This window comes from Pseudaeromonas aegiceratis (assembly GCF_046254905.1).
Lineage (GTDB): Bacteria > Pseudomonadota > Gammaproteobacteria > Enterobacterales > Aeromonadaceae > Pseudaeromonas > Pseudaeromonas aegiceratis.
Genome location: NZ_CP158016.1, coordinates 2,491,414 through 2,512,855 on the forward strand (window position 1 = coordinate 2,491,414; position 21,442 = coordinate 2,512,855).

The following is a 21,442-nucleotide window of genomic DNA, read 5'->3' on the forward strand; positions in this document are numbered from 1 at the left end:
CCAGCGCCCCGCCCGTGCCACAGCAAGATCCTGGCCCTCATCAAGAGATGACGGCCTTTGCCGATAAGAAGATGAGTGGCAAGAGGCCCTTCATCCACGAAGGTGGGCACTGTAAAACCAGGATGACAACGTGGGTCAGCATCAAGCTCGCAAGACTACCCTGGTCACCTTGGTCGCGTTACAGTCATAAGGCCAGCACAGCATGAATGTGCGCGGTTGGTATAGCCCCCAGTAACACAACCCAAGAGGACTCGCGTGTCATCGATCCATTGGCAGCCGGAGCGCGTCACCCCCGCCTCCGCCGAGGAAACCGAAACACCTGTTGCCAACGGGCCGCAGGCCGCCAAGCTGACGCCCCTCGCCCGGCCCTTGCTCGAACAGTTCCTGCAGCAGGTCTCCCCAACCCAGGGACAGCTCCCGCCAGCCCTGACGCAGAGCCTGCAAACCCTGCTGCGCCAGCTACCTTTGGTGCTGCTGCAACACGATGGCACAACCACAGTGCCGCAGGCCGCCAAACCCAGTCAGGATAGCGGACCCGCCATGCAGTGGCTGAACCGTCTGCTGCCCCAGCTGCTCAAGCTGGAGCCCAGCCTGCGTCAGGGGCTATCCGTGCCGGTTGAACAGAGCCCCCCGCCCGTCCCCGATGCCAACCAGCCGACGCCCGCATCCTCCCCGCTCGGAGCGGGTCAGCCGACCAGCACACTTCAACAATTGCTCCAGCTGCAACCACCCCTGGGACGAGCCCTGTTGCAGTGGGCCCTGCAGCTGTTGTCCCAGCACCCCAGACTGATGGCACAGCTCAGCACGCAAGAGCAGCAACAGTTTCGCCAACAGGCCAAGGTGACCCTGCCCAGCCAAGCGGACGCATCGCCACCAGACAAGTCCGCATCGTCGCCCCTCAGCCCACGGCAACTCCCTGGGCTGCTAAAAGCCACGCTGCCCTTGCTACAACCCCAGGCCACCACCTCGGGCAACGCCGCCAGGCAACAGACTCAGTCTGACATCGCGCCCCAGGCCAAGGCGGAAGCGGTGGCCAGCCAGTCGCCCAAGGCGCCAGCCGGCGCGGCCTTGTCCTCCACGACTGACCAGGCCGGTGACGCTCCCCCACCGCTGAGCCGCGCGCTGCTGCAGGGTGTCAAGATACTGTTACAGTCACAGCGGCCGGCTCCCGCTGCCCTAATGACCCCGACGGCGGCAGCCTCCGCCCGGTCGCCCCTGGGCGACAAACTCAGTTGGGCGCACCTGTTGCAGCTGGCTGGCCTGCCAGACGACACGGCACCCGACACCAGGCTCAGCGGCGCCGGCGATATCCGTCCCCTTGAGTCTGCCCTGCCGCAGCTGATGCGACTACTGGGTGGCAGCAACACCCTGGCCCTGCCCAGCCAGCTAAGGCCCCACCTAATGCAATTGGCCGCCGACCTGCAACCATCACTGGACAGCCCCCAGCAGGTGGAGCAATGGCTGAGGTTTATGAGTGCACCTCTCGCCAACGACACGGCCCTCGGACAGGGCTTGCAACGCTGGCTGACACAGCTACTGAGTCAACGCCTGGCCCAGGCCACCTCCAGCCAAACGGCCACGCCCACACCGCCGGCCCCGCAAGATGAGCTCCAGCTGGGCCACCGCTTACTCAGCCGGTTAGGTGAGGCGAGCCTGCAGTTGGTAGAGCAGCGCCAAACGGCTCATCAAGATGTCACCGCCCCCAATCAAGCCTGGCTGTGCCCGCTCCCCACCACACCACAACAGCCACATGAGCCCTCCCTCACCCTGCAACGCGGGGGCAAGAACGAGCAGGAGTATCATTGGCTACTGAGCTTCTATCTGGAGCCCGAGGGGGTGGGCCCCTTGCAGATCAAGGTGCGCCTCCAGATCCCCGACATAGGTATCATGGTGATCGCTGAGCAGGCCAAAGGCGCCGAGCGGGTCAGGCAGACCCTGCCCCAGCTCGAGTCACGCTTCGCCACGCTGGGACTGCAATCCACCGGCTTCCACTGTCGTCAGGGCAAGGTGAAGCCCCCCCAACCCGCCACGCCGCCGGCCACCGATGGACTCTCTATTCATATATGAACGACAAGCAGGACAAACAGGCGATAGGCCTACGGTATGACGGCCAGCAGGCCCCCCACGTCAGTGGTCGGGGGAGTGGCGAAATGGCGGAGCAAATACTGGCGATGGCCAGAGAGGAAGGGCTCTATATCCACGAAGACCCCCAACTGCTGGAGCGTCTGCTGGGCCTTCAGGACGGCGAGCAGATACCGCCCGCGCTCTATGTGGTGATCGCCGAGATCCTGGCCTACTCCTTCTTGCTGCAAGGCCGCTTCCCGGACCATTGGCGGCGGCCGGATGGTGCTAGCGGCTTGGACACCCAGGCCTGAGCAAGACAATAGCCTCGTCACGGGCACAAAAGAAAAAAGGAAGGGATTACCTTAATGCCGATCAGTTAAGGATCCATTGACCGATCCTCAGGCTGTGTAAAAATCCGAAACTCCTTGTTGGGTTTCGGATTTTTTTATGCGCATCGACCAAGCTCTCGACTTCATTCACGCCTGTCCTCCCGGAAAATTTGAGTCCCTGTCTGACCTGCTGTCACCTGAACTGGTGCAGGCCTGCCTGGCCGAGACCGGGTCTGTCACCCTGCGCCGACGGCGCATGCCTATGGAGCGGGTGCTGTGGGCCATTATCGGTATGTCCCTGTTTCGTCGTCCCCATGACCCAATTGGCCAACCAGCTCGATATCCTGTTACCCGGCGACCGGCCATTCGTCGTTCCCAGTGCCTTCATCCAGGCGCGCCAAAAACTGGCTGACCGAGCCGTTCAACAGGTGTTCCAGCAGACCGCTACGCTCTGGCATCAGCAGTGTCAGCACCCCACCTGGGCCGGCTTGCAGCTGCTGGCCGTCGATGGGGTGGTCTGGCGCACCCCCGATACCCAGGACAATGCCGGTGCCTTTGCCAAGTCGAAAACCGGCCAGGGCGAGACGCAGTATCCCCAGGTACGCATGTTGTGTCAGATGGAGCTGACCAGCCACCTGCTGACCCAGACGGTGATGGACTCCTGTGCGGTGAACGAGATGGTGCTGGCAGAGCAACTCATTGAAAAAACACCCGATAACAGCCTGACCCTGTTCGATAAGGGCTTCTACTCACTGGGATTACTACACGCCTGGCAAAGCCAGGGCATCGCCCGTCACTGGCTTATTCCGCTGAAGAAGGGCACGCAATACGAGGTCATCCGCAAGCTGGGGCGGCAGGATGAGCTGGTACGTCTCACCGCCAGTCCGCAGGCCAAGAAGAAGTGGAGCGAGTTACCGGAGCAATTCGAAGCCCGGCTGCTGACCCGGACGGTGAATGGCAAGGAGCGCCAGGTGCTGACGTCGCTAACCGACCCGATGCGCTTCCCGGCCAGCGAGTTGATGGAGCTATACCAGAATCGCTGGGAAATCGAGCTGGGCTATCGGGAGATGAAACAGAGCCTGCAACAGCACAGGCTGACGCTGCGCAGCAAGAAGGCAGACGGAGTAAGACAAGAGCTATGGGGCTTGGTATTGGCCTATAACCTGCTGAGATATCAGATGGTTAGAATGGCGGCGAGCTTAAAAGGCTATACGGCCAGCCAGTTGAGCTTTCACATGGCATCGGTGTATCTGCTGCATGAGCTCAGTTGCCTGCCGTTCGTATCACCGGGGAATATTCCAGCCCGCGTCGCCGACATGGACAAACAGGCGGAGCAGTTCAAGTTACCTGCCCGCCGAGAACGAAGTTATCCCAGGTGTGTCAAAGCCAAACCACAGAAGTATGCGACGAGAAAACCTAGTAAAAACAATGCCAGTCAGGCTTAACTGACTGGCATTAAGGGATTACCTTCCTTTTGCACGCATAGAAATAAGCAGTTCGGCCTCGGCCTTGGGGATTTCGCATTCGGCCATGATTTCATCGATGCCAGCCCCCAACTCCACCATCTTGGCCGCCCGACTGTAGAGCTTTCGTTCCGGGTCTTGGTGGCTGAGCTCCTGCTGACGCTCCGCCACCGCCAGGATGGCCTTTTCCACCTCACCCACTTTCAGCCCCACCCCCAATGCATTGGCATGCAATTCGGTCAGTTGCTTGCGCGTACTCTCCTTGACCCGACTCAACTCCTTGATCAGCAACTCCATGGCGGAAAGCTTGCGTTGCAAACGGGTGATCTGGCGCCACAAAAAAAGGATGCCGGCGCAGGCTATCGCCAGCGCCAGCGTGACTAATAGGAACAACAGGATCAGGCTATCCATCGATTACAGCTGGCTCAACTCATCCCACTCTTCGTCGCTAAGCAACTTGTTGAGATCCACCAGGATCAGCAGCTCGCCATCCCGGTTGCTCACGCCCTGAATAAACTTGGAGCTCTCCTCGGTTCCCACGCTGGGCGCCACATCGATCTCGGAGGAACGCAGATAAACCACTTCGGCCACGCTATCCACCAGAATACCGATCACCTGCTTGTCTGCCTCTATGATGACGATACGGGAATTGTCACTGATCTCCGCCGGCGGCAGACCGAAGCGCGAGCGAGTATCGATAACGGTAACCACATTGCCGCGCAGGTTGATGATACCGATGACGTAATCCGGTGCACCGGGAACCGGCGCAATCTCGGTGTAACGCAGCACTTCTTGCACTTGCATTACATTGATACCGTACGTCTCCTTGTCCAGCTGAAAGGTCACCCACTGCAGCACTTCATCTTCGGCAATGTTCTGCGCAACATTTCGTTTCTGATTCATTTTGCCTTCCTTTAATTCCTGTACTGGGCGTTTTAAACCAACACTAGCAATGATTAATGTGACGAGCGATATCAGACGCCATCGATATTGACGCCTTGTTTCAATAGTGTGAGCAACTCCCGCACGTGGAGCAAGGCGCACATCTTATCTTTCACCATCCCCGCCAGCCAGGGACGCTTACCTGCCTTGTCGCGCCATTTTATCTGGTCTCGACTGAGCCATTCGGTTCCCATCAACTCATGGCAGGCCAAGCCCCAGGCACTGTCACCCAGCATGATCAGGTACTGATAATCCGGGGTGGCGTCCTGTTCCGGCATGATCCAGCGCCCGGTGTCGACCACGTTTAACTGCTGTTCCCGCTGGGTCATGACCCCGGCAAACCAGGCTGGCTTGCCAAACAGGGTATTGAGTTTCCCGAGCTGGTGGATCCCCCCCAGCTCGGTCAACGGCACCCCAAAGGTGATGCCGGCCACGCTGAAAAACAACGCCTGAAATTCCCGTTCCGTCTGGATGTTCTGCCACACCACAGGCGGGGGCGCGGCTGGCGTCCTGGGCACCGCGGGCTTGGCGGCTTGCACGGGCGCCGCCACCGTCGGCTTGGTTACCGGCACCTTGGCCAGCAACTGTTCCAACTCGGCCTGCCGAGGTTTTTCCAGGGTCGGCTTCGCCACGACCGCAGGCACAGGGACTTGCGGTGCAGGCTCCGCCCGGCTTGGCTCAGGCGCCCCCTCATTGAGCAAGGACTGGAAGTAATCTTCCATCGCCTTAAATTGCGACGATTGACTCATGCAGGCTCCTTGCCGGCTTCAAGCTCCAGCTGCAGCAAATAATTAAGCAAGGTGCCGTAGGCGTGGCTGCCTCGGGACTCTGGGGCATAGATAGACGGCGGTACATGCTGCAGGCTGGCATCCCGGAACTTGGTGTCGATGGGGATCACCGAACTCCACACCACATCACCGTACTCCCCCTTGATGGCCTGCAGCGTCTGCAGCGACGCCTTGGTGCGCTTATCAAACATGGTTGGGACTATGGTGTAACGAAACGGTGTCGAGCGGGATTTTTGCATGATATCAAAGGTTTTCACCATGCGCTCAAGCCCCTTGAGCGCCAGAAACTCCGTCTGTACCGGTACCAAGATTCGGTCACTGGCCGCCAGGGCATTGACCATCATGACCCCCAGCACCGGCGGACAGTCGATCAATACCGCATCAAAGTCTTGCTCGACGCACGCTAATGCTCGTTTGATCACCAGCCCCATGCCATCCCGGTTACCCAAGGAGCGATCCAGGGTAGCCAGGGTGATGGAGGCCGGCAGCAGGGCGATGCGCTCAAAGGCCGTGTTGAGGGTCAAGCGGAGAACCTGATCACGGCTGGGCTGAGCAGACTGGAACAGCTCGTACAGAGTGCCATCCAGCAGGTCGGAGTCAAAATTGAGATAACTGGTCAGCGAGCCGTGAGGGTCCATATCCAGCAGCAACACCCGCTTGCCTTGCTTGGCCAGCAAGCCCGCCAGTGTCACTACCGTCGTGGTTTTGCCAACACCACCCTTCTGATTCGCAATCGTCCATACCAGCATGTTTCATTCCTTTCGTCACAGGCTGAGGGTGGCCTGTCGGCGCAGAGGTACCACTTGAAAAAGTAAGACAGAGGAAATCGGCGTCAGCCTTTGATCTCGACCATGATGCGTTGTGCAATCTTGTCCAGCGGCAGCACCTCCGCGGCCAGACCCGCCTTCACCACGGCCTGGGGCATGCCGTAAACCACGCAACTGGCTTCGTCCTGTGCCCAAATCACAGATCCATGGCCATGCAGCAGACGCGCCCCATCCCGGCCGTCAGCCCCCATGCCCGTCAGCACGATAGCCAGCACCTTGTCGCCATAGATTTTGGCGGTAGAGGCAAAGGTGATGTCGACGCAAGGCTTGTAGTTGACCTTATCATTGCCATCCATGATGCGGATGCGGGCCCCGCCAGGCCGCCCGTCCACCAGCATCTGCCGCCCCCCGGGTGCCAGATAGGCGGTACCGGGCCGCAGCACATCGCCATCTTCGGCCTCCTTCACGGCGATCTTACACAGGCCATTGAGACGAGAGGCAAACGCCGCGGTAAAGGTCGCCGGCATATGCTGGATCAGCAAAATAGGATGCGGGAAATCTGCCGGCAATTGGGTCAACACGGTCTGCAGCGCCACCGGACCACCGGTAGAGGTCCCGATGGCCATCAGCTGATACTGTTTGCCAGAGCGTTTAAAATTGGCGGGCGCTGAGGGTGCCGTGCCACTGCTGCGTTCTGGGGTGGATGTAGACAGCGGTGTTCTCAGGGGCGCACGCAATGAGGAGGTCGCGCCTCCCGCCGGGCTCGGGGTGGCAGAGCTGCCACCGACAGGAACATGCCGTGCGGGACTGGCAAACACACGGCGACGGGCGATGGCCTTTACCCGCTGTTGCAGCAGGCTAATCGCCTCTTCCTTGTCCCGGGCAATGTCCTCAAACTTCTTTGGCAAGAAATCCAAGGCCCCGGCATCCAACGCATCCAGCGTCGCCTTGGCCCCATCATGGGTCAGGGAGGAGAACATCAGGATAGGCGTCGGCGTTTTCGCCATGATTTCACGCACGGCCGAGATGCCATCCATCACCGGCATCTCAATGTCCATGGTGATGACATCCGGGCGCAAAGACGCCGCCTTTTCCACGGCTTCTTTGCCATTTTTGGCCGTGTCGATGACCTCCATCATGGGGTCCTGATTGATAATTTCAGATACCCTGCGACGGAAGAAACTTGAGTCATCAACAACTAATACTTTTACTGCCATCTCGTTGCAATTCTCGTCTGGAGCTCATCATCGACGACGAGCATAGGCCTTCAGCAGGCTCGGAATATCCAGGATCAGGGCAATCCCACCATCGCTCGTGATGGTGGCGCCGGCCATACCGGGCGTGCCGTGCAACAACTTGTCCAACGGCTTGATAACCACCTCTTCCTGGCCGATCAGGTTGTCCACCACAAAACCCACCTGCTTGGCACCGATCTGCACAATGACCACGTGCCCCTTGTCGCGTCGGGTGGGTTTACGGTCCCGGGCCCGCACCAGCCAATCCTGCAGATAGAACAGGGGGATCGCCTTATCCCGCACTATGATGGTCAACTGGCCATCCACCATCTTGGAGTTCCCCAGGTCCAGATGGAATATCTCGTTGACGTTGGTCAGGGGCAGGGCAAAGGTCTGCTCACCCACCTCAATCATCAGGGTCGGCAGAATGGCCAGGGTCAGCGGCACCTTGATCTCAAGACGCGTGCCCACCCCCAGCTCGGAATGAATATATACGGAACCATTGAGCTGGCTGATGCTGGTCTTGACCACATCCATCCCCACGCCACGCCCTGAAATATCGGAAATCTCCTGCTTGGTGGAGAACCCTGGGGCGAAGATGAGGTTGTAGGCTTCGTTGTCGCTCATGCGGGTGGCAGCATCCTGATCCAGGATCCCGCGCTTGATGGCGATCTGCTTGAGCTTCTCAGGATCCATACCCGCGCCATCATCTTCGATGCACAGCAGGATATGATCCCCTTCTTGGGAGGCGCTGAGGGTGATGGTCCCCACCTTGGGTTTACCCGCCTTGGCGCGGATCTCCGGCAACTCGACCCCGTGATCGCAGGAATTACGTACCAGGTGCACCAAGGGATCGGCCAGGGCCTCAACCAGATTCTTGTCGAGATCGGTCTCCTCCCCTTCCATCACCAGGTTGATCTCTTTTTTCAGGCTGCGCGCCAGATCGCGCACCACCCGGGGAAAACGGCCAAACACCTTCTTGATGGGCTGCATGCGGGTCTTCATCACGGCACCCTGCAGGTCCGCCGTGACCACATCCAGATTGGAGACCGCCTTGCTCATCTCTTCATCGTTGCTGGCGATCCCCAGACTCACCAAGCGGTTACGCACCAGCACCAGCTCGCCCACCATGTTCATGATGACATCCAGGGTGCGGGTATCCACCCGCACCGTGGTTTCGGCCTGGCTGGCCGCCACCGGCTGAGCGGCAGGCGCCGACTTAGGCGCCGCGACGTGAGCCGCCTCAGCATGCACCGGCTTCTCTTCCTCGGGTGCCGCATGGGCGGCGCCCTCCTCGAGCTGGGTCCCAGGGGCTTTGCCCTTGCCATGCAATTCGTCCAGCAGCCGCTCGAACTCGTCGTCGTCGATCAGTCCGTCGGCTTCTTGTTGCGCCTGCGCCGCCGGGTTGACCGGCATGCCCCCGTGGGCGCCCTTGCCGTGCAGCTGGTCCAGCAAGGCCTCGAATTCATCATCCGTGATGTCCCCCTCTTCGCTGACCACCTCAGCCTGACTCCCAGGGGCCTTACCCGAGCCGTGCAACTCATCCAGCAACCGCTCAAATTCATCCTCGGTGATGTCGTCGATGCTGCCCCCCGTGTTGGCCTCACTTGCCGGCAGGCTGATTTCGGGCTCTGGTGCAGGAGCGGGCTTGGCCTGCTTGGCAGCCAGTTCTGCGGCCGAGGCGGGTTGACTGAGATCATGCAGGGCATGGAGCAATCCAGCATCCGCCGGATCCAAGGGCTCACGATTCTGGACCTGGGCAAACATGGCATTGATGGTGTCGAGCGCCTGCAGTATCACATCCATCAGCTCGGCATCCACGGGACGCTGGCCATTGCGCAGAATATCGAAGACGTTTTCGGCGCCGTGACAAATGTCCACCAGCTCGGTCAGCGAGAGGAACCCGGCCCCCCCCTTGACGGTGTGGAATCCCCGGAAGATGGCATTGAGCAAATCCCGATCATCTGGACGTTTCTCCAGATCCACCAACTGTTCGGAGAGTTGTTCCAGGATCTCGGAGGCCTCTACCAGAAAGTCCTGCAGGATATCCTCATCAACATCAAAGCCCATTCTTTAACTCCCTCAGAATCCTAAGCTTGACAGCAAATCATCTACATCGTCCTGGCTGGCTACCACGTCAGGTCGTTCGTCTTTGTTATGGATAGGCCCTTCCGCCTCAATACCACTGCGCGGCGGCGGGGTCGGAGCCTCACTTGCCGCCTCAAACTGATCCCCGAACATGGTCAGTATCTCTACCAGCTGGCTCTCTACCTCATGGACTAACGAGATGACCTTGCGGATCATTTGGCCAGTCAAATCCTGAAAATCCTGCGCCATCAGAATTTCGGTGAGCAGTTCCCGTAACCGATTGGCGTCATGCTCCGACTGCTTGATATGGTCGTCCAGCTGATGACAAAGCTGCTTGAACTGCAGCAGATCGAGGCGCCGGGTCATCAGATGGTCCCATCCCGGCCGAACGGCCAGAATGCGCTCACTGAGTTGATCCGCCAAGGGAAGACAGGCGTCCACCGCATCCATGGTGCGGTTGGCAGCCTTATCCGTCATCTCGATCACATAATTGAGGCGCGCGCGGGCGTCGGGAATGTCTTGGTTGGCGAGGTCGGTCAGCCTGGGATCCAGTCTGAACTCTTGCAGTGATGTGTGCAGTTGACGCGTCAGCTGGCCGACCTTCGCGAACAGCGTATTCACGTTAGGAACACAGATGTCGGCTAGCAGGGCTTCGGCCTCTTGCTGCTGGCCGGCTTCGAGAAACATGACCAGCTGTCTGGCTTGCTCGAGGTTGATGAGTGGCGCTTTGACCGTCATGCCCACCCCGTTAGCCAATTCGCTCGAAGATCTTGTCGAGCTTTTCCTTGAGGGTGGCGGCTGTAAAGGGTTTCACAATATAACCGTTCACACCAGCCTGAGCGGCTTCGATGATCTGCTCGCGCTTGGCTTCGGCAGTGACCATCAGCACAGGAAGATGCTTGAGTTTTTCGTCGGCACGAATGGCCTTAAGCAAGTCGATCCCTTGCATGCCAGGCATGTTCCAATCGGTCACAACGAATTCGAAATCACCGTTTTTCAACATTGGCAGGGCCGTATTGCCATCATCGGCCTCATGGGTGTTGTTCAGACCCAAATCGCGGAGCAAGTTCTTGATAATCCGGCGCATCGTTGAGAAATCATCAACGATTAGGATCTTCATGTTCTTATCCAATGTATCCTCCTGATTGGTCGCCAATTAACGACCAAGAAAAGCTTGAAACAACCTGAATTAATTATGCCTGACACTTACGATTGATTGTAGCGGAGCAACTGTGCGTTCAGTACCAATCTTTCATTCTGGCCCGGACACGGTGCATAGCCTGGGAGTGGATCTGACTGACTCGGGACTCACTAACGCTCAAGATTTGCCCAATTTCCTTGAGATTAAGCTCCTCATCGTAATACAGAGAGAGTACCAGCGCCTCCCGCTCTGGCAAACCATCAATGCATTGTGCCAGTGCGGATTGAAAACGCTCGCCAGCCAGACCGGCATAGGACTCCCCCTCTTCGGTGTCATCTGGAGCATCACCCAGCACATCCAGGCTGACCCCCAGATCCTCGATACCTATGATACGGCCACAGGCCGCATCATTGAGCATCCCATGGTATTCATCCAAAGAGAGACTCAGATGGTCGGCCACCTCCTTGTCTCGGGCATCACGCCCCAAGGATTGTTCCACCGCATCGATGGCCTCGGAAATCATGCGACTGTTGCGATGGACGGAGCGCGGTACCCAATCACCCCGTCGGATCTCATCGATCATGGCACCCCGGATCCGGATGCCGGCATAGGTTTCAAAACTGGCCCCCTTGCTCCCATCGAAGTTGCGGGAGGCCTCCAGCAGACCGATCATGCCTGCCTGGATAAGATCATCCAGCTGAACACTGCTGGGCAAGCGCGCCAGCAGATGTTGCCCAATCCGTTTGACCAGTGGCGCGTGGCGTTCGATCAGGGCAGCAGCATCCTGCTGCCTGACATAGGCTTGCGCTTTATTCACGTATCTCTTCCTGCATCACCGGCTGTTTTTGCAGCAATGTCTCGATGAAGAATTCCAGATGTCCCCCCGGCTGGTTGGGTGTCGGCCAACTGGCCACCTTATTGGCCAGGGCGCGAAATGCCAAGGCGGCGGGGGATTTGGGAAACGCATCAACGATGACTTTTTGCTTTCTCACCGCCTGGCGAACGTTATTGTCATAGGGAATACAGGCCACCAGCTCCAAGGAAGCGTCCAGGAAGCGGTCCGTCACCCGGGTCAACTTGCTAAACAGCTCCTGCCCCTCCCGCAGGCTGCGAACCATGTTGGCCACCACCTTGAAGCGAAACACCCCGTATTCACGCGTCAGCAGCTTCATCAACGCATAGGCATCCGTGATGGAGGTCGGCTCATCACACACCACCACCATGATGTCCTGCGCCGCCCTGGCGAAACTGAGCACCATGTCGGAGATACCGGCCGCCGTATCCACCAGCAGCACATCCACCGGGGTCTTGAGCTCGCTAAAGGCACGAATGAGGCCGGCGTGCTCGGCGGCGGAGAGTTCCACCATGGACTGGGTCCCCGAGGTGGCGGGAATGATCATCAGACCGTGGGGACCTTCGACGATCACCTCATCCAGGGTACATTCCCCGGACAGCACATGAGACAGGTTGCGCCGCACCCGCAGCCCCAACATGACGTCTATGTTGGCCAGGCCCAAGTCAGCATCCAGTACCAGTACCCGCTTGCCCTGGGCCGCCATGGCCACGGCCACATTCAGGGTGACGTTGGACTTGCCGACACCGCCCTTGCCGCCGGTAACGGCCACCACCTTGACTCTGTTGTTTTGACGCATTCTGCGCAGACCGCTGGCTTGATCCATCTGTTGATTCATATTACTCATAAAACTCCGCGTGATCGCCTTCATCGGCCTCACTTCCCCAAAAATAGGGACGGGCGCCTTCGTCATCCATTTGCTGCAATGCGGCCGCGACCAACCGGGGCGCATTGGCCAGCTCAAGATCCTCCGGGACACGCTGGCCGTTGGTGACATAGCTGATGGGCAGGGCATTTTGAATGCAGACGCTGAGCACCTCCCCCAGGTTCAGACTCTCATCCAGCTTGGTCAGAATGCAGCCGTTGATGGGAACCCGGCGAAAATGCTCCACCGCTTCTTGCAGCACCCGCCGCTGGGACGTGGCCGGCAAGACCAGGTAACTCTTGATCCGGACCCTGGCATTCTTGACCAGGGTATCGAGCTGCTCACACAGCCGCACGTCACGCTGCCCCATGCCGGCGGTATCGATCAATACCAGACGACGATTACGTAACTGATACAGGGCCGCGGACAACTCTTCCTCATCGCTGACGGAGCGCACCTGACAGCCCATGATGCGACCATAGGTCTGCAACTGCTCATGGGCACCGATACGATAGTGGTCCGTGGTGATAAGAGCGACCTGATCGGCCCCATACTTGAGGGCAAAGCGCGCCGCCAGCTTGGCGATGGTGGTGGTCTTACCCACCCCGGTGGGGCCGAGCAGCGCCACGGCACCGCCCTGGGCCAGGATATCGTCCTTGCCGGTGCGCAGCTGTTCTTCCAACTGCTGTTGCAGCAGCTGCCAGGCCTCGTGCACCGGCATCTCTTCGGGCACCACGGCGGCCAGCTGATCGGCAAAGGACTCGGGGAAGCCACCCTTCACCAACTGCTTGATCAGCAAGGCGCGCACCGGCTCGCGGCGTTCCACCTCCTGCCACATAAGACCGGAGAGTTGGTGCTGCAACAGCTTGCGGATGGAGGCCATCTCTTCACGCATGGCCTCCATCTCCTTGTCGCGGGGAGCCGGCGTGGCCGCTTGACGCTGAGCGGGACGGCGAACCGGCTCCGGCTCTGGAAACTGGGATTGCTCCGCCAGGGTACGCGGGCCCCCGACGGGGCGAGATTGGCTTTGCTGGCGGGCCAGCAAGGCACTCAATGACTCGGCGAAGCTCTCCTTCCCGTCAGGATTTTGACTATTCAAGCCGGAGTGCTCGGAATAAGCCTCCATTTTTTTGGCTTTTGACGAGAGTTTGACGCTGTCATCTGCCATGGCGGGAAGTCCAGCCGGCTGGGGCGGCGTAGCGGGTGGCGCCGTTTGGTAATCCACTGCCGCCACGATTTCGATACCGCCGGAGACTTTCTTGTTGGACATGATGACGGCATCTGGCCCCAAGGTCTCCTTGACCTCGGCCAGAGCCGTGCGCATATCCTTGGCAAAAAACCGTTTAATCTTCACCTAAACCTCCAGGGGTTACTGCTGCCCCACGGCACAGACGATGCGGATCTGTTTGTCATCCGGCACCTCCTGATAAGAGAGGACTCGCAAACCCGGAATGGCATTCTTGACGAATCGCGCCAGGGTAGTCCGCAGCACGCCGGAGGTCAGCAGAATGGCGGCCTGGCCTTCCAGCTCCTGCTTCTGCGTGGCTTCGGTCAAGGAGCGCTGCATGCGTTCCGCCAACCCTGGCTCGATGCCGGCGCCTTCTGGGCCACCGGCTTGCAGGGACTGATGCAAAATACGTTCCAAATCTGGCGCCAGCGTGATGACCGGGATGACGGACTCGCCGCCGGCCACCTCCTGCACGATCAGGCGGCGCAAGGCGATGCGGCAGGCGGCGGTCAGCACATCGGTATCCTGACTGCGGGGCGCATACTCGATCAGGGTCTGCAGTATGGTCCGCATGTCCCGGATGGGCACCCCTTCCCCCAGCAGGTTCTGCAGCACCTTGGTCAGGTTGCCCAGGGAGAGGGTCCCCGGGATCAGCCCTTCCACCAGCTTGGGCTGGGCACGCCCCACCATGTCCAGCAGGTTCTGCACCTCTTCATGCCCCAGCAGCTCGGCGGCATGGTTGGCCAACAGCTGGCTCATGTGGGTGGCGATGACGGTCGCCGCATCTACCACCGTATAGCCCAGGCTGTGGGCCTGATCCACCTGGTCCCGGCCGATCCAGATGGCGTCCAGGCCAAAGGCCGGGTCCTTGGTCTCGATGCCCTGCAGACTACCGAACACCTGACCCGGATTGATGGCCATCTCACGGTCGTGATAGACCTCCGCCTCCCCACTGCTGACCCCCATCAGTATGATGCGGTACTGGTTGGGCGCCAGATCCAGGTTGTCACGGATATGCACAGGTGGGATCAGGAAGCCCAGTTCCTGGGAAAGCTTCTTCCGCACCCCCTTCACCCGGTTGAGCAGCTCGCCACCTTGGGCGCGATCCACCATGGGAATGAGCCGGTAGCCCACCTCCAGACCTATGATGTCCACCGGGGTCACATCGTCCCAGCTCAGCTCCTTGAGCTCCGGCACGCCCTTGCTCTCCACCGGCGCCAGGGCCTGGGCCCGGCTGGCCTCCTGGGCCAGGCGGCGTTTGCGCAGTAACCACCAGGCCGCGAAGCCGGCCAGGGCCGCCAAGGAGAGGAAGGAGAAATGGGGCATGCCCGGCACCAGACCCATGATGCACAGCACACCGGCGGCGATGATGAGCGACTTGGGCTCATCAAACATCTGGGTGAGCACCACCTCCCCCATGTCCTGCTCGGCGTTTTGCCGGGTGACTATGATGGCGGCGGCGATGGAGAGCAGCAGGGACGGGATCTGGGCCACCAGGCCGTCACCTATGGTCAGCAGGGTATAGATCTCCGTCGCCTCGCCAAAGCTCAGGCCATGCTGAACCATACCTATGATGAAACCGCCGATGATGTTGATAAACAGGATCATGATGCCGGCAATGGCATCGCCCTTGACGAACTTGGAGGCACCGTCCATGGAGCCGTAAAAATCCGCCTCCATGGTGACATCCAACCGCCGCCGCTTGGCCTCATCCTGATTGATGAGACCCGCATTCAGATCGGCGTCGATGGCCATCTGCTTACCGGGCATGGCATCCAGGGTGAAGCGTGCACTCACCTCTGAGATACGCCCGGCCCCCTTGGTGACCACCACAAAGTTGATGATCATCAGGATGATGAAGACGATAAGCCCCACGGCGTAGTTGCCGCCAATCACCACGTTACCGAAGGCTTCGATCACGTGACCGGCGGCCGCGCCGCCGTTATGCCCCTCCAGCAGCACCACCCGGGTGGACGCCACGTTCAGCGCCAGACGCAGCAGGGTCGCCACCAGCAGCACGGTGGGAAACGCCGCGAAGTCCAGGGGACGGCGACTGTAGACCGCCACCAGCAGCACCACCAGCGCCAGGGCGATATTGAAGGTAAACAGGATATCCAGCAGGAAGGCGGGCATGGGCAGCACCACCATCCCCAGGCTGGCCAACACCAGCAGGGGGGTCCCCACCCCCTTGTTGAGCAGGCCGCGGAACTGACCGGCATTGGTGAACAGGGCTCGTATATCCATCAGGCTTCAATCATTAGATCCAGGTGCCCTTATTATGCAATTAATAAGCCACCAGATAAGTGATTGAATTATGGTTTTTTCTTTTCGACGCTCAGCTTGGCGTCAAAAAAACATCAGTGCCTGAGTTCGTTTGGGATGGGAAACTCCTCCGGGAGAGGAGTCGGACGATTCCCTTTGCCCGCCTGGAAGGCTTGCAGCTGATAGACATAGGCCAGGATCTGGGCCACCGCCATGAAGAGGCCATCCGGGATCTCCTGCTCCAGCTTGGTGGTGTGATAGATGGCCCGCGCCAAGGCTGGCGAGGCCACCTGGGCTATCTTGTGCTCCCGGGCAATCTCCCGGATCTTCATGGCCACCTCGTCCACCCCCTTGGCCACCACCACAGGCGCCCCCTTGGGCTTGGTGCGATCGTACTTGAGCGCCACCGCGAAGTGGGTCGGGTTGGTCACCACCACGTCCGCCTTGGGCACCTCGGCCATCATGCGACGGTTGGCCATCTCGTATTGCATGCGCCGAAGCCGCCCCTTGACCTCGGGCTTACCCTCGACATCCTTGTATTCGTCTTTAACTTCCTGCTTGGTCATCTTCAGCTGGCGGGTATGGTTCCACAGCTGGAAGGGCACATCGATGGCGACGATGGGCAACAGGGAACAACAGATCCCCAACCCCACCCACAACAAGAGATCCAGGGCATCCTTCAAGCCGGAGGAGAGCTGCTCGGTGGACAGGTTGAGGAGATGATGCAGGTTGCTGCGGATCAGCAAGGTCGCCATGGTGCCGATGAAAACCACCTTGGCGATGGACTTCAGCAATTCCACCAATGACTGGACCCCGAACATCCGCTTGATGCCATTCATGGGATTGAGCTTGCTGAATTTGGGCATCATGGCCTGGCTGCTGAAGTTGATGCCCCCCAGCAGGGTGTTGCCCAGGATGGCGGCCAGCAACACCACGGCAAACCAGCTCAACATGGGCCACAGCACCTGAGCCATATGGGTGGCCAGGGCATCAATCATCAGCTGGGGATCGAACACCCCCTCGCGCTCCAGGCTGAAACTGCTGTGGAACACCTCCAGCAAGGCGAGCCCCAGGGAACGCCCGGTCAGCATCAAGCCCACTATGCCGGCCACCAGCACGGCGGCCGTCCCCGCCTCCTTGGAACGGGCGATCTGCCCCTTCTCCCGGGCCTGGGTTAATCGTCGGCCTGTGGGGGCTTCTGTACGTTCCTGACCATCTGACTCTGCCATCTGCGCCCCCTAGCAGTTCAGCTTGACCATGGAACACATCAGGCTCTGCACCCGGTTCCAGTGGCTCAGGTAGTGATCGAGGAAATTGCCCAGGGAGAGCCACAGGATCAGCAGGCCGCACACCATGCTGATGGCAAAGCCCAGGCTGAAGATATTCAGCTGCGGTGCCGCCCGGGTCATCACCCCGAAGGAGAAGTTGATGATCAGCATGGCGATGATGGCCGCCAGGGAGACCGCCAGGGCGGCCTGGAACATCACGGCGCCAAAATTTACCAGCTCCTGCAAGGCCCCCACCGAGAGCCCCGAGAGGGCCACCGGCAGGCTGTGAAAGCTCAAGGTTACCAGCCGTATCATGGTCAGATGGCCATCGATGGCGAAAAACACCAGGGTACCCAGCATCAGATAAAACTGGCCGATCACCGGGGTGGAGCCCCCGTTGATGGGATCCACCATGGAGGCAAACCCCAGCCCCGTCTGCATGGCGATCACCTGGCCGGCGAGGATGAAGGTCTGGATCAGAAACTGGGAGGTCAGCCCCAGGGCGATGCCGATCAGCAGTTGGCTGATGGTGACCAAGAAGCCGTTGAGGCTGAACAGCTCGATGGCCGGCATGGCGGGCAACAGGGGGGCGATGGCGACGGTGATCAGGACACCCAGCTTGACCCGCACTATGGGGGAGACGGTTTCGGAGCCCAGGATGATCATGGTCATCAACATGGCCGAAATCCGGCAAAACGGCCACAGGTAGGCCGCCAGCCACTCCATGATGAGCGGCGCCGGGTAGTTCATCCCAAGACCTCGGGGATCTGGTGCACTATGGTCTGGAAGAACTCCATCAGGGTTCTTAGGCCCCAATGGGCCCCCAGCGCCAGCGCCGCCAGGGTCACCAGCAGACGCGGCAGGAAGCTTAGGGTCTGTTCGTTGATGGAGGTGGCCGCCTGGAAGATGGAGACCACCAGGCCCACCAGCAGACTGGGCAGAATGGAGGCCGCCACCAGCAGGCTCACCAGCCCCAGGGCCTCACGAAAGACATCGATAAAGGCTTCCGGCTCCATGTTAGCCGCTCCCCATGCCAAAACTGGTGGCCAGAGAGCCCATGATGAGGGTCCAGCCATCCACCAGCACGAACAGCATCAGCTTGAACGGCAACGAGATCAGCATGGGCGAGAGCATCATCATCCCCATGGCCATCAGGATACTGGCCACCACCAGGTCGATGACCAGGAAGGGCAGAAACAGCATGAAGCCCATCTGGAAAGCCGTCTTGAGCTCGCTGGTCATGAAGGCGGGGATCAACACCCGCATGGGCACGTCGGCCGGCTTGTCTACCTCCACCCCGGCGATATCCACGAAGGTGTTGAGATCCTTGATGCGGGTCTGCCCCAACATGAACTGCCGCAACGGCTGCTCCGCCCGGGTCAAGGCCTCCTGGGCCGTGATGGATTCCGCCAGATAGGGCTGCAGCGCCTCGTCGTTAATCCGATCCAGCACCGGCGTCATGATAAACAACGACAGGAACAGGGCGATGCCGATGAGGATCTGGTTGGGCGGACTCTGTTGCAGGCCCATAGCCTGCCGGAGGATGGACAACACCACTATGATGCGGGTGAAGGAGGTCATCATGATGACGATGGAGGGCAGGAAGGTCAGGGCCGTCATCAGCGCCAGCACCTGCAGGGTCAAGGAGTACTCCTGCGAGCCGTCCGGCGAGGTGGTGACGGTGACCGCCGAGAGCCCGGTCTGGGCCCAGATCCCTGGCGCCACCAGTGCCAGGAGCAGCCAGCACCAGTTAATCCGTTTCATCTTGCTTAAGTACCTTACGCAGCTGCTGGGCAAAGGGCGCGCCCGGCTCCAGCGGTTCATCCAGTTGGCAGAGCAAGGAGATCTGTTGCGGTGTGGCACCGATCAGCAGCTGCTGCTGACCCACCTGCACCACCAGCAGCCGCTCCTTGTAACCCAGGGCCAGGCTGGTGACCACCTTGAGGCCGGAGCCGTTGAGCCGGGTGTTGAGACGGGTCTTCTTCAATAGCCAGCCAAGGGCCAGGATGAGCCCGATGACCAGGGCGCAGCTCAGCAGCCAGCTGGTGAGGCCGCTGGCCCCCAGGCTGGCCGGCGAGGCGGCCAGGGCCCCACTGGCTGCGGCGCCGAGAGAATCCATGCTACTCATTTAAGCTTCTTGATCCGTTCGTTCTGGCTGATGACGTCCGTCAGGCGGATACCGAACTTGTCGTTGACCACCACCACCTCTCCGTGGGCGATCAGGGTGCCGTTGACCAGCACATCCAGCGGTTCACCGGCGATGCGATCCAGTTCCACCACCGAGCCCTGGTTCAGTTGCAACAGGTTGCGGATGCTGATCTGGCTGCGGCCCACCTCCATGGTGATGGTGACCGGGATGTCGAGTATGGTATCCAGCTTGCGCCGCTCCTCCTGGCTCAGCGGATTCTCCTCCTTGAGCTCCTCGAGTTCGGCCCGCTTGGCCTCCCCGTCGCTCTGCTCGCCCAGGGCCGCGGCCCAGGCATCGGCCATCAAATCTTGATCATCCATCTATTATTCGTCCTCAATACTGCGTTCCAGGGCTTCCAGCTCGGCCATGCCGTCCAGGCGAATGCCGTTGCGGGTCACCAGGGTCATTTCACTCTTCACCGACTCGGGCCGCTTGATCTTCTCGCTGATCTTGATGGCCACATTCTCCTTGGTGCGCCCCAGCTTGGCCCGGTAGGTGGGCAAATCTTCCACAAATACCAGCAAGGACTCCGGCATCTCCACCGGAATGATGTCGCCGGCCTGCAGCTCCATCAGCCGGCGCAGGCTGACGTCCGTCTCCAGCAGCTTGACCCGCATGTTCACCGGCACGTCCATGATCTCGTCCCGCAACGCCTTGCTCCAGCGCAGATCCGTATCGCCCTTGTCGCTCTGCACCCCGGCATCCAGCAATTCCCGGATGGGCTCCAGCATGGAATAGGGCATGGCGACGTGAAAGTCCCCGCCGCCACCGTCCAGCTCGATGTGGAAGGAGCTGACGACGATGACCTCGGTGGGGCTGACGATGTTCGCCATGGCCGGGTTCACTTCCGAGTCCAGGTACTCGAACTCCACATCCATCACCGGGGCCCAGGCTTCCTTGTAGTCCTCGAACACCAGCTTGAGCAGCATCTGGATGATACGCCGCTCCGTGGGGGTGAATTCACGCCCTTCGATCTTGGCATGGTAGCGGCCGTCACCGCCAAAAAAGTTTTCCACCAGGATGAAGACCAGCCGCGCCTCCATGGTGATGAGCGCCGTGCCCTTCAAGGGTCTGAAGCGCACCATGTTCAGACTGGTGGGCACGAACAGGGTATGCACGTATTCGCCGAACTTGAGCATCTGCACCCCGTTGATGGAGACCTCGGCGGTGCGCCGCATCATGTTGAACAGGCTGATGCGCATGTGGCGGGCGAAACGTTCGTTCACCAGCTCCAGGGTCGGCATGCGACCCCGGACGATACGATCCTGGGAGGAGAAGTCAAACGCCACGGCGCCGGTCTGCTCGCCGCCGAGTATCTCCTCCTCTTCGACCTCATCGACCCCGTGGAGCAGGGCATCGATTTCGTCCTGGGTTAACAGATCGCTCACGCTTGTCCCTCAGTTATTGCATCACAAAGCCGGTGAACAGTATCTGTTCCACCACCGGCTTGCCGGTCAATTCGGTCAGCACCCGGCGCACCTCTTCGACAGAGTCCTGGCGCAACTTATCCTTGCCTTCCACCGTGCTGAGCTGTTGTACCGTGGCGGCGCTGAAGACCCGCAACAGGGTGCCCTCGATGAGGGGCGTGTGCTGTTTGGCCAGGGCTTCGGCATCGCCGCCGCGCACCATCAGCTGCACCTTGATCTGCACCAGGCGATCCCGCGGCTTGCCGGCGACGTTGAACACAAAGGCCCGCGGCATGCCCACATACAGCGCGGAGTCCGCCGCCTGGGTCTGGGCCTGCCCGTCCCCCCCGGCCGCCTGCTCGGTAGCGGCCGGCGCGGCCTCATCGCCGCCGGAGAGAAACAGCCAGGCCCCCACGCCCCCACCGGCCAGCACCAGCACGGCCACTATGATGAGGATCAGGGTCTTCTTGCTACGCGCCGGCTTGAGTTCCAGTTGCGATTCTTTTTCGTCAGCCATCTTGCATCCTTTAAGGCGTCATCAAACTGGCCACTATC

General features: G+C 60.1%; 22 protein-coding genes and 1 pseudogene. 3 read left to right on the plus strand and 20 right to left on the minus strand.

Translation table 11 applies throughout. From position 1 onward, the window contains the following. The first annotated feature begins 255 nt into the window (after nucleotides 1-255). From ABHF91_RS11705 to ABHF91_RS11715, 3 genes and pseudogenes are all read left to right on the plus strand, one after another. Nucleotides 256-2,067, plus strand: a complete 1,812-nt coding sequence (locus ABHF91_RS11705; protein WP_409420462.1) for a flagellar hook-length control protein FliK — start codon at nucleotides 256-258, stop codon at nucleotides 2,065-2,067. Beyond that, nucleotides 2,064-2,375, plus strand: coding sequence for an EscU/YscU/HrcU family type III secretion system export apparatus switch protein (locus ABHF91_RS11710; RefSeq protein ID WP_409420463.1), 312 nt, complete (start codon nucleotides 2,064-2,066; stop codon nucleotides 2,373-2,375). The genes ABHF91_RS11705 and ABHF91_RS11710 overlap by 4 nt, the downstream gene beginning before the upstream one ends. A gap of 136 nt (nucleotides 2,376-2,511) precedes the next feature. Beyond that, a pseudogene (locus ABHF91_RS11715) lies at nucleotides 2,512-3,838 on the plus strand (IS4 family transposase). A gap of 18 nt (nucleotides 3,839-3,856) precedes the next feature. On the opposite strand, the gene ABHF91_RS11720 reads toward ABHF91_RS11715, so the two are convergent. The 20 genes from ABHF91_RS11720 to fliL all read right to left on the minus strand — a co-directional run bounded on the left by ABHF91_RS11720 (nucleotide 3,857) and on the right by fliL (nucleotide 21,404). Continuing rightward, the gene (locus ABHF91_RS11720) at nucleotides 3,857-4,267 is read right to left on the minus strand and encodes a DUF2802 domain-containing protein (protein WP_409420464.1); all 411 of its coding nucleotides are present in this window, start codon (nucleotides 4,265-4,267) and stop codon (nucleotides 3,857-3,859) included. Between the two features lie 3 nt (nucleotides 4,268-4,270). Continuing rightward, nucleotides 4,271-4,759 carry a chemotaxis protein CheW gene (locus ABHF91_RS11725; RefSeq protein WP_409420465.1) on the minus strand — a complete coding sequence of 163 codons (489 nt, stop codon included), beginning with the start codon at nucleotides 4,757-4,759 and terminating at the stop codon, nucleotides 4,271-4,273. A gap of 71 nt (nucleotides 4,760-4,830) precedes the next feature. After that, on the minus strand, nucleotides 4,831-5,547 hold the full coding sequence (locus tag ABHF91_RS11730) for a chemotaxis protein CheW (RefSeq protein ID WP_409420466.1): 717 nt from the start codon (nucleotides 5,545-5,547) through the stop codon (nucleotides 4,831-4,833). Next, entirely contained in the window at nucleotides 5,544-6,335 is a 792-nt protein-coding gene (locus ABHF91_RS11735; RefSeq protein WP_409420467.1) for a ParA family protein, read from the minus strand. The genes ABHF91_RS11730 and ABHF91_RS11735 overlap by 4 nt, the downstream gene beginning before the upstream one ends. A gap of 83 nt (nucleotides 6,336-6,418) precedes the next feature. Continuing rightward, nucleotides 6,419-7,570, minus strand: a complete 1,152-nt coding sequence (locus tag ABHF91_RS11740) for a chemotaxis response regulator protein-glutamate methylesterase (protein ID WP_409420468.1) — start codon at nucleotides 7,568-7,570, stop codon at nucleotides 6,419-6,421. Between the two features lie 27 nt (nucleotides 7,571-7,597). Then, a complete protein-coding gene (locus ABHF91_RS11745) occupies nucleotides 7,598-9,658 on the minus strand; it encodes a chemotaxis protein CheA (protein ID WP_409420469.1) in 2,061 nt (686 codons plus the stop codon). Between the two features lie 12 nt (nucleotides 9,659-9,670). Beyond that, on the minus strand, nucleotides 9,671-10,414 hold the full coding sequence (locus tag ABHF91_RS11750) for a protein phosphatase CheZ (protein WP_409420470.1): 744 nt from the start codon (nucleotides 10,412-10,414) through the stop codon (nucleotides 9,671-9,673). A gap of 10 nt (nucleotides 10,415-10,424) precedes the next feature. After that, complete coding sequence (cheY, locus tag ABHF91_RS11755; RefSeq protein ID WP_345011021.1) at nucleotides 10,425-10,808, minus strand: chemotaxis response regulator CheY; 384 nt, start codon at nucleotides 10,806-10,808, stop codon at nucleotides 10,425-10,427. Nucleotides 10,809-10,914: 106 nt separating this feature from the next. Beyond that, on the minus strand, nucleotides 10,915-11,634 hold the full coding sequence (locus ABHF91_RS11760) for an RNA polymerase sigma factor FliA (protein ID WP_409420471.1): 720 nt from the start codon (nucleotides 11,632-11,634) through the stop codon (nucleotides 10,915-10,917). Beyond that, nucleotides 11,627-12,496 (minus strand): MinD/ParA family protein, encoded by an 870-nt coding sequence (locus tag ABHF91_RS11765; RefSeq protein WP_409423113.1) that lies wholly within the window; start codon nucleotides 12,494-12,496, stop codon nucleotides 11,627-11,629. The genes ABHF91_RS11760 and ABHF91_RS11765 overlap by 8 nt, the downstream gene beginning before the upstream one ends. Nucleotides 12,497-12,509: 13 nt before the next feature. Beyond that, nucleotides 12,510-13,889, minus strand: coding sequence for a flagellar biosynthesis protein FlhF (flhF, locus tag ABHF91_RS11770; RefSeq protein WP_409420472.1), 1,380 nt, complete (start codon nucleotides 13,887-13,889; stop codon nucleotides 12,510-12,512). A gap of 15 nt (nucleotides 13,890-13,904) precedes the next feature. After that, nucleotides 13,905-16,007: a flagellar biosynthesis protein FlhA gene (flhA, locus tag ABHF91_RS11775; RefSeq protein ID WP_409420473.1), complete on the minus strand. Its 2,103-nt coding sequence runs from the start codon at nucleotides 16,005-16,007 to the stop codon at nucleotides 13,905-13,907. Nucleotides 16,008-16,120: 113 nt separating this feature from the next. Continuing rightward, a complete protein-coding gene (gene flhB, locus ABHF91_RS11780; RefSeq protein WP_409420474.1) occupies nucleotides 16,121-17,254 on the minus strand; it encodes a flagellar biosynthesis protein FlhB in 1,134 nt (377 codons plus the stop codon). A 9-nt stretch (nucleotides 17,255-17,263) separates the two neighbouring features. Further along, nucleotides 17,264-18,043, minus strand: coding sequence for a flagellar biosynthetic protein FliR (gene fliR / locus ABHF91_RS11785; RefSeq protein WP_409420475.1), 780 nt, complete (start codon nucleotides 18,041-18,043; stop codon nucleotides 17,264-17,266). Further along, entirely contained in the window at nucleotides 18,040-18,309 is a 270-nt protein-coding gene (gene fliQ / locus ABHF91_RS11790; protein ID WP_409420476.1) for a flagellar biosynthesis protein FliQ, read from the minus strand. The genes fliR and fliQ overlap by 4 nt, the downstream gene beginning before the upstream one ends. Before the next feature lies 1 nt (nucleotide 18,310). Beyond that, complete coding sequence (gene fliP, locus ABHF91_RS11795; protein ID WP_409420477.1) at nucleotides 18,311-19,057, minus strand: flagellar type III secretion system pore protein FliP; 747 nt, start codon at nucleotides 19,055-19,057, stop codon at nucleotides 18,311-18,313. Beyond that, nucleotides 19,044-19,421, minus strand: coding sequence for a flagellar biosynthetic protein FliO (gene fliO / locus ABHF91_RS11800; RefSeq protein WP_409420478.1), 378 nt, complete (start codon nucleotides 19,419-19,421; stop codon nucleotides 19,044-19,046). The genes fliP and fliO overlap by 14 nt, the downstream gene beginning before the upstream one ends. Beyond that, nucleotides 19,418-19,801, minus strand: a complete 384-nt coding sequence (fliN, locus tag ABHF91_RS11805; protein WP_409420479.1) for a flagellar motor switch protein FliN — start codon at nucleotides 19,799-19,801, stop codon at nucleotides 19,418-19,420. The genes fliO and fliN overlap by 4 nt, the downstream gene beginning before the upstream one ends. A 3-nt stretch (nucleotides 19,802-19,804) precedes the next feature. Further along, nucleotides 19,805-20,869, minus strand: coding sequence for a flagellar motor switch protein FliM (gene fliM / locus ABHF91_RS11810; RefSeq protein WP_409420480.1), 1,065 nt, complete (start codon nucleotides 20,867-20,869; stop codon nucleotides 19,805-19,807). A gap of 13 nt (nucleotides 20,870-20,882) precedes the next feature. Beyond that, a complete protein-coding gene (fliL, locus tag ABHF91_RS11815) occupies nucleotides 20,883-21,404 on the minus strand; it encodes a flagellar basal body-associated protein FliL (protein ID WP_409420481.1) in 522 nt (173 codons plus the stop codon). Nucleotides 21,405-21,442 lie beyond the last annotated feature (38 nt).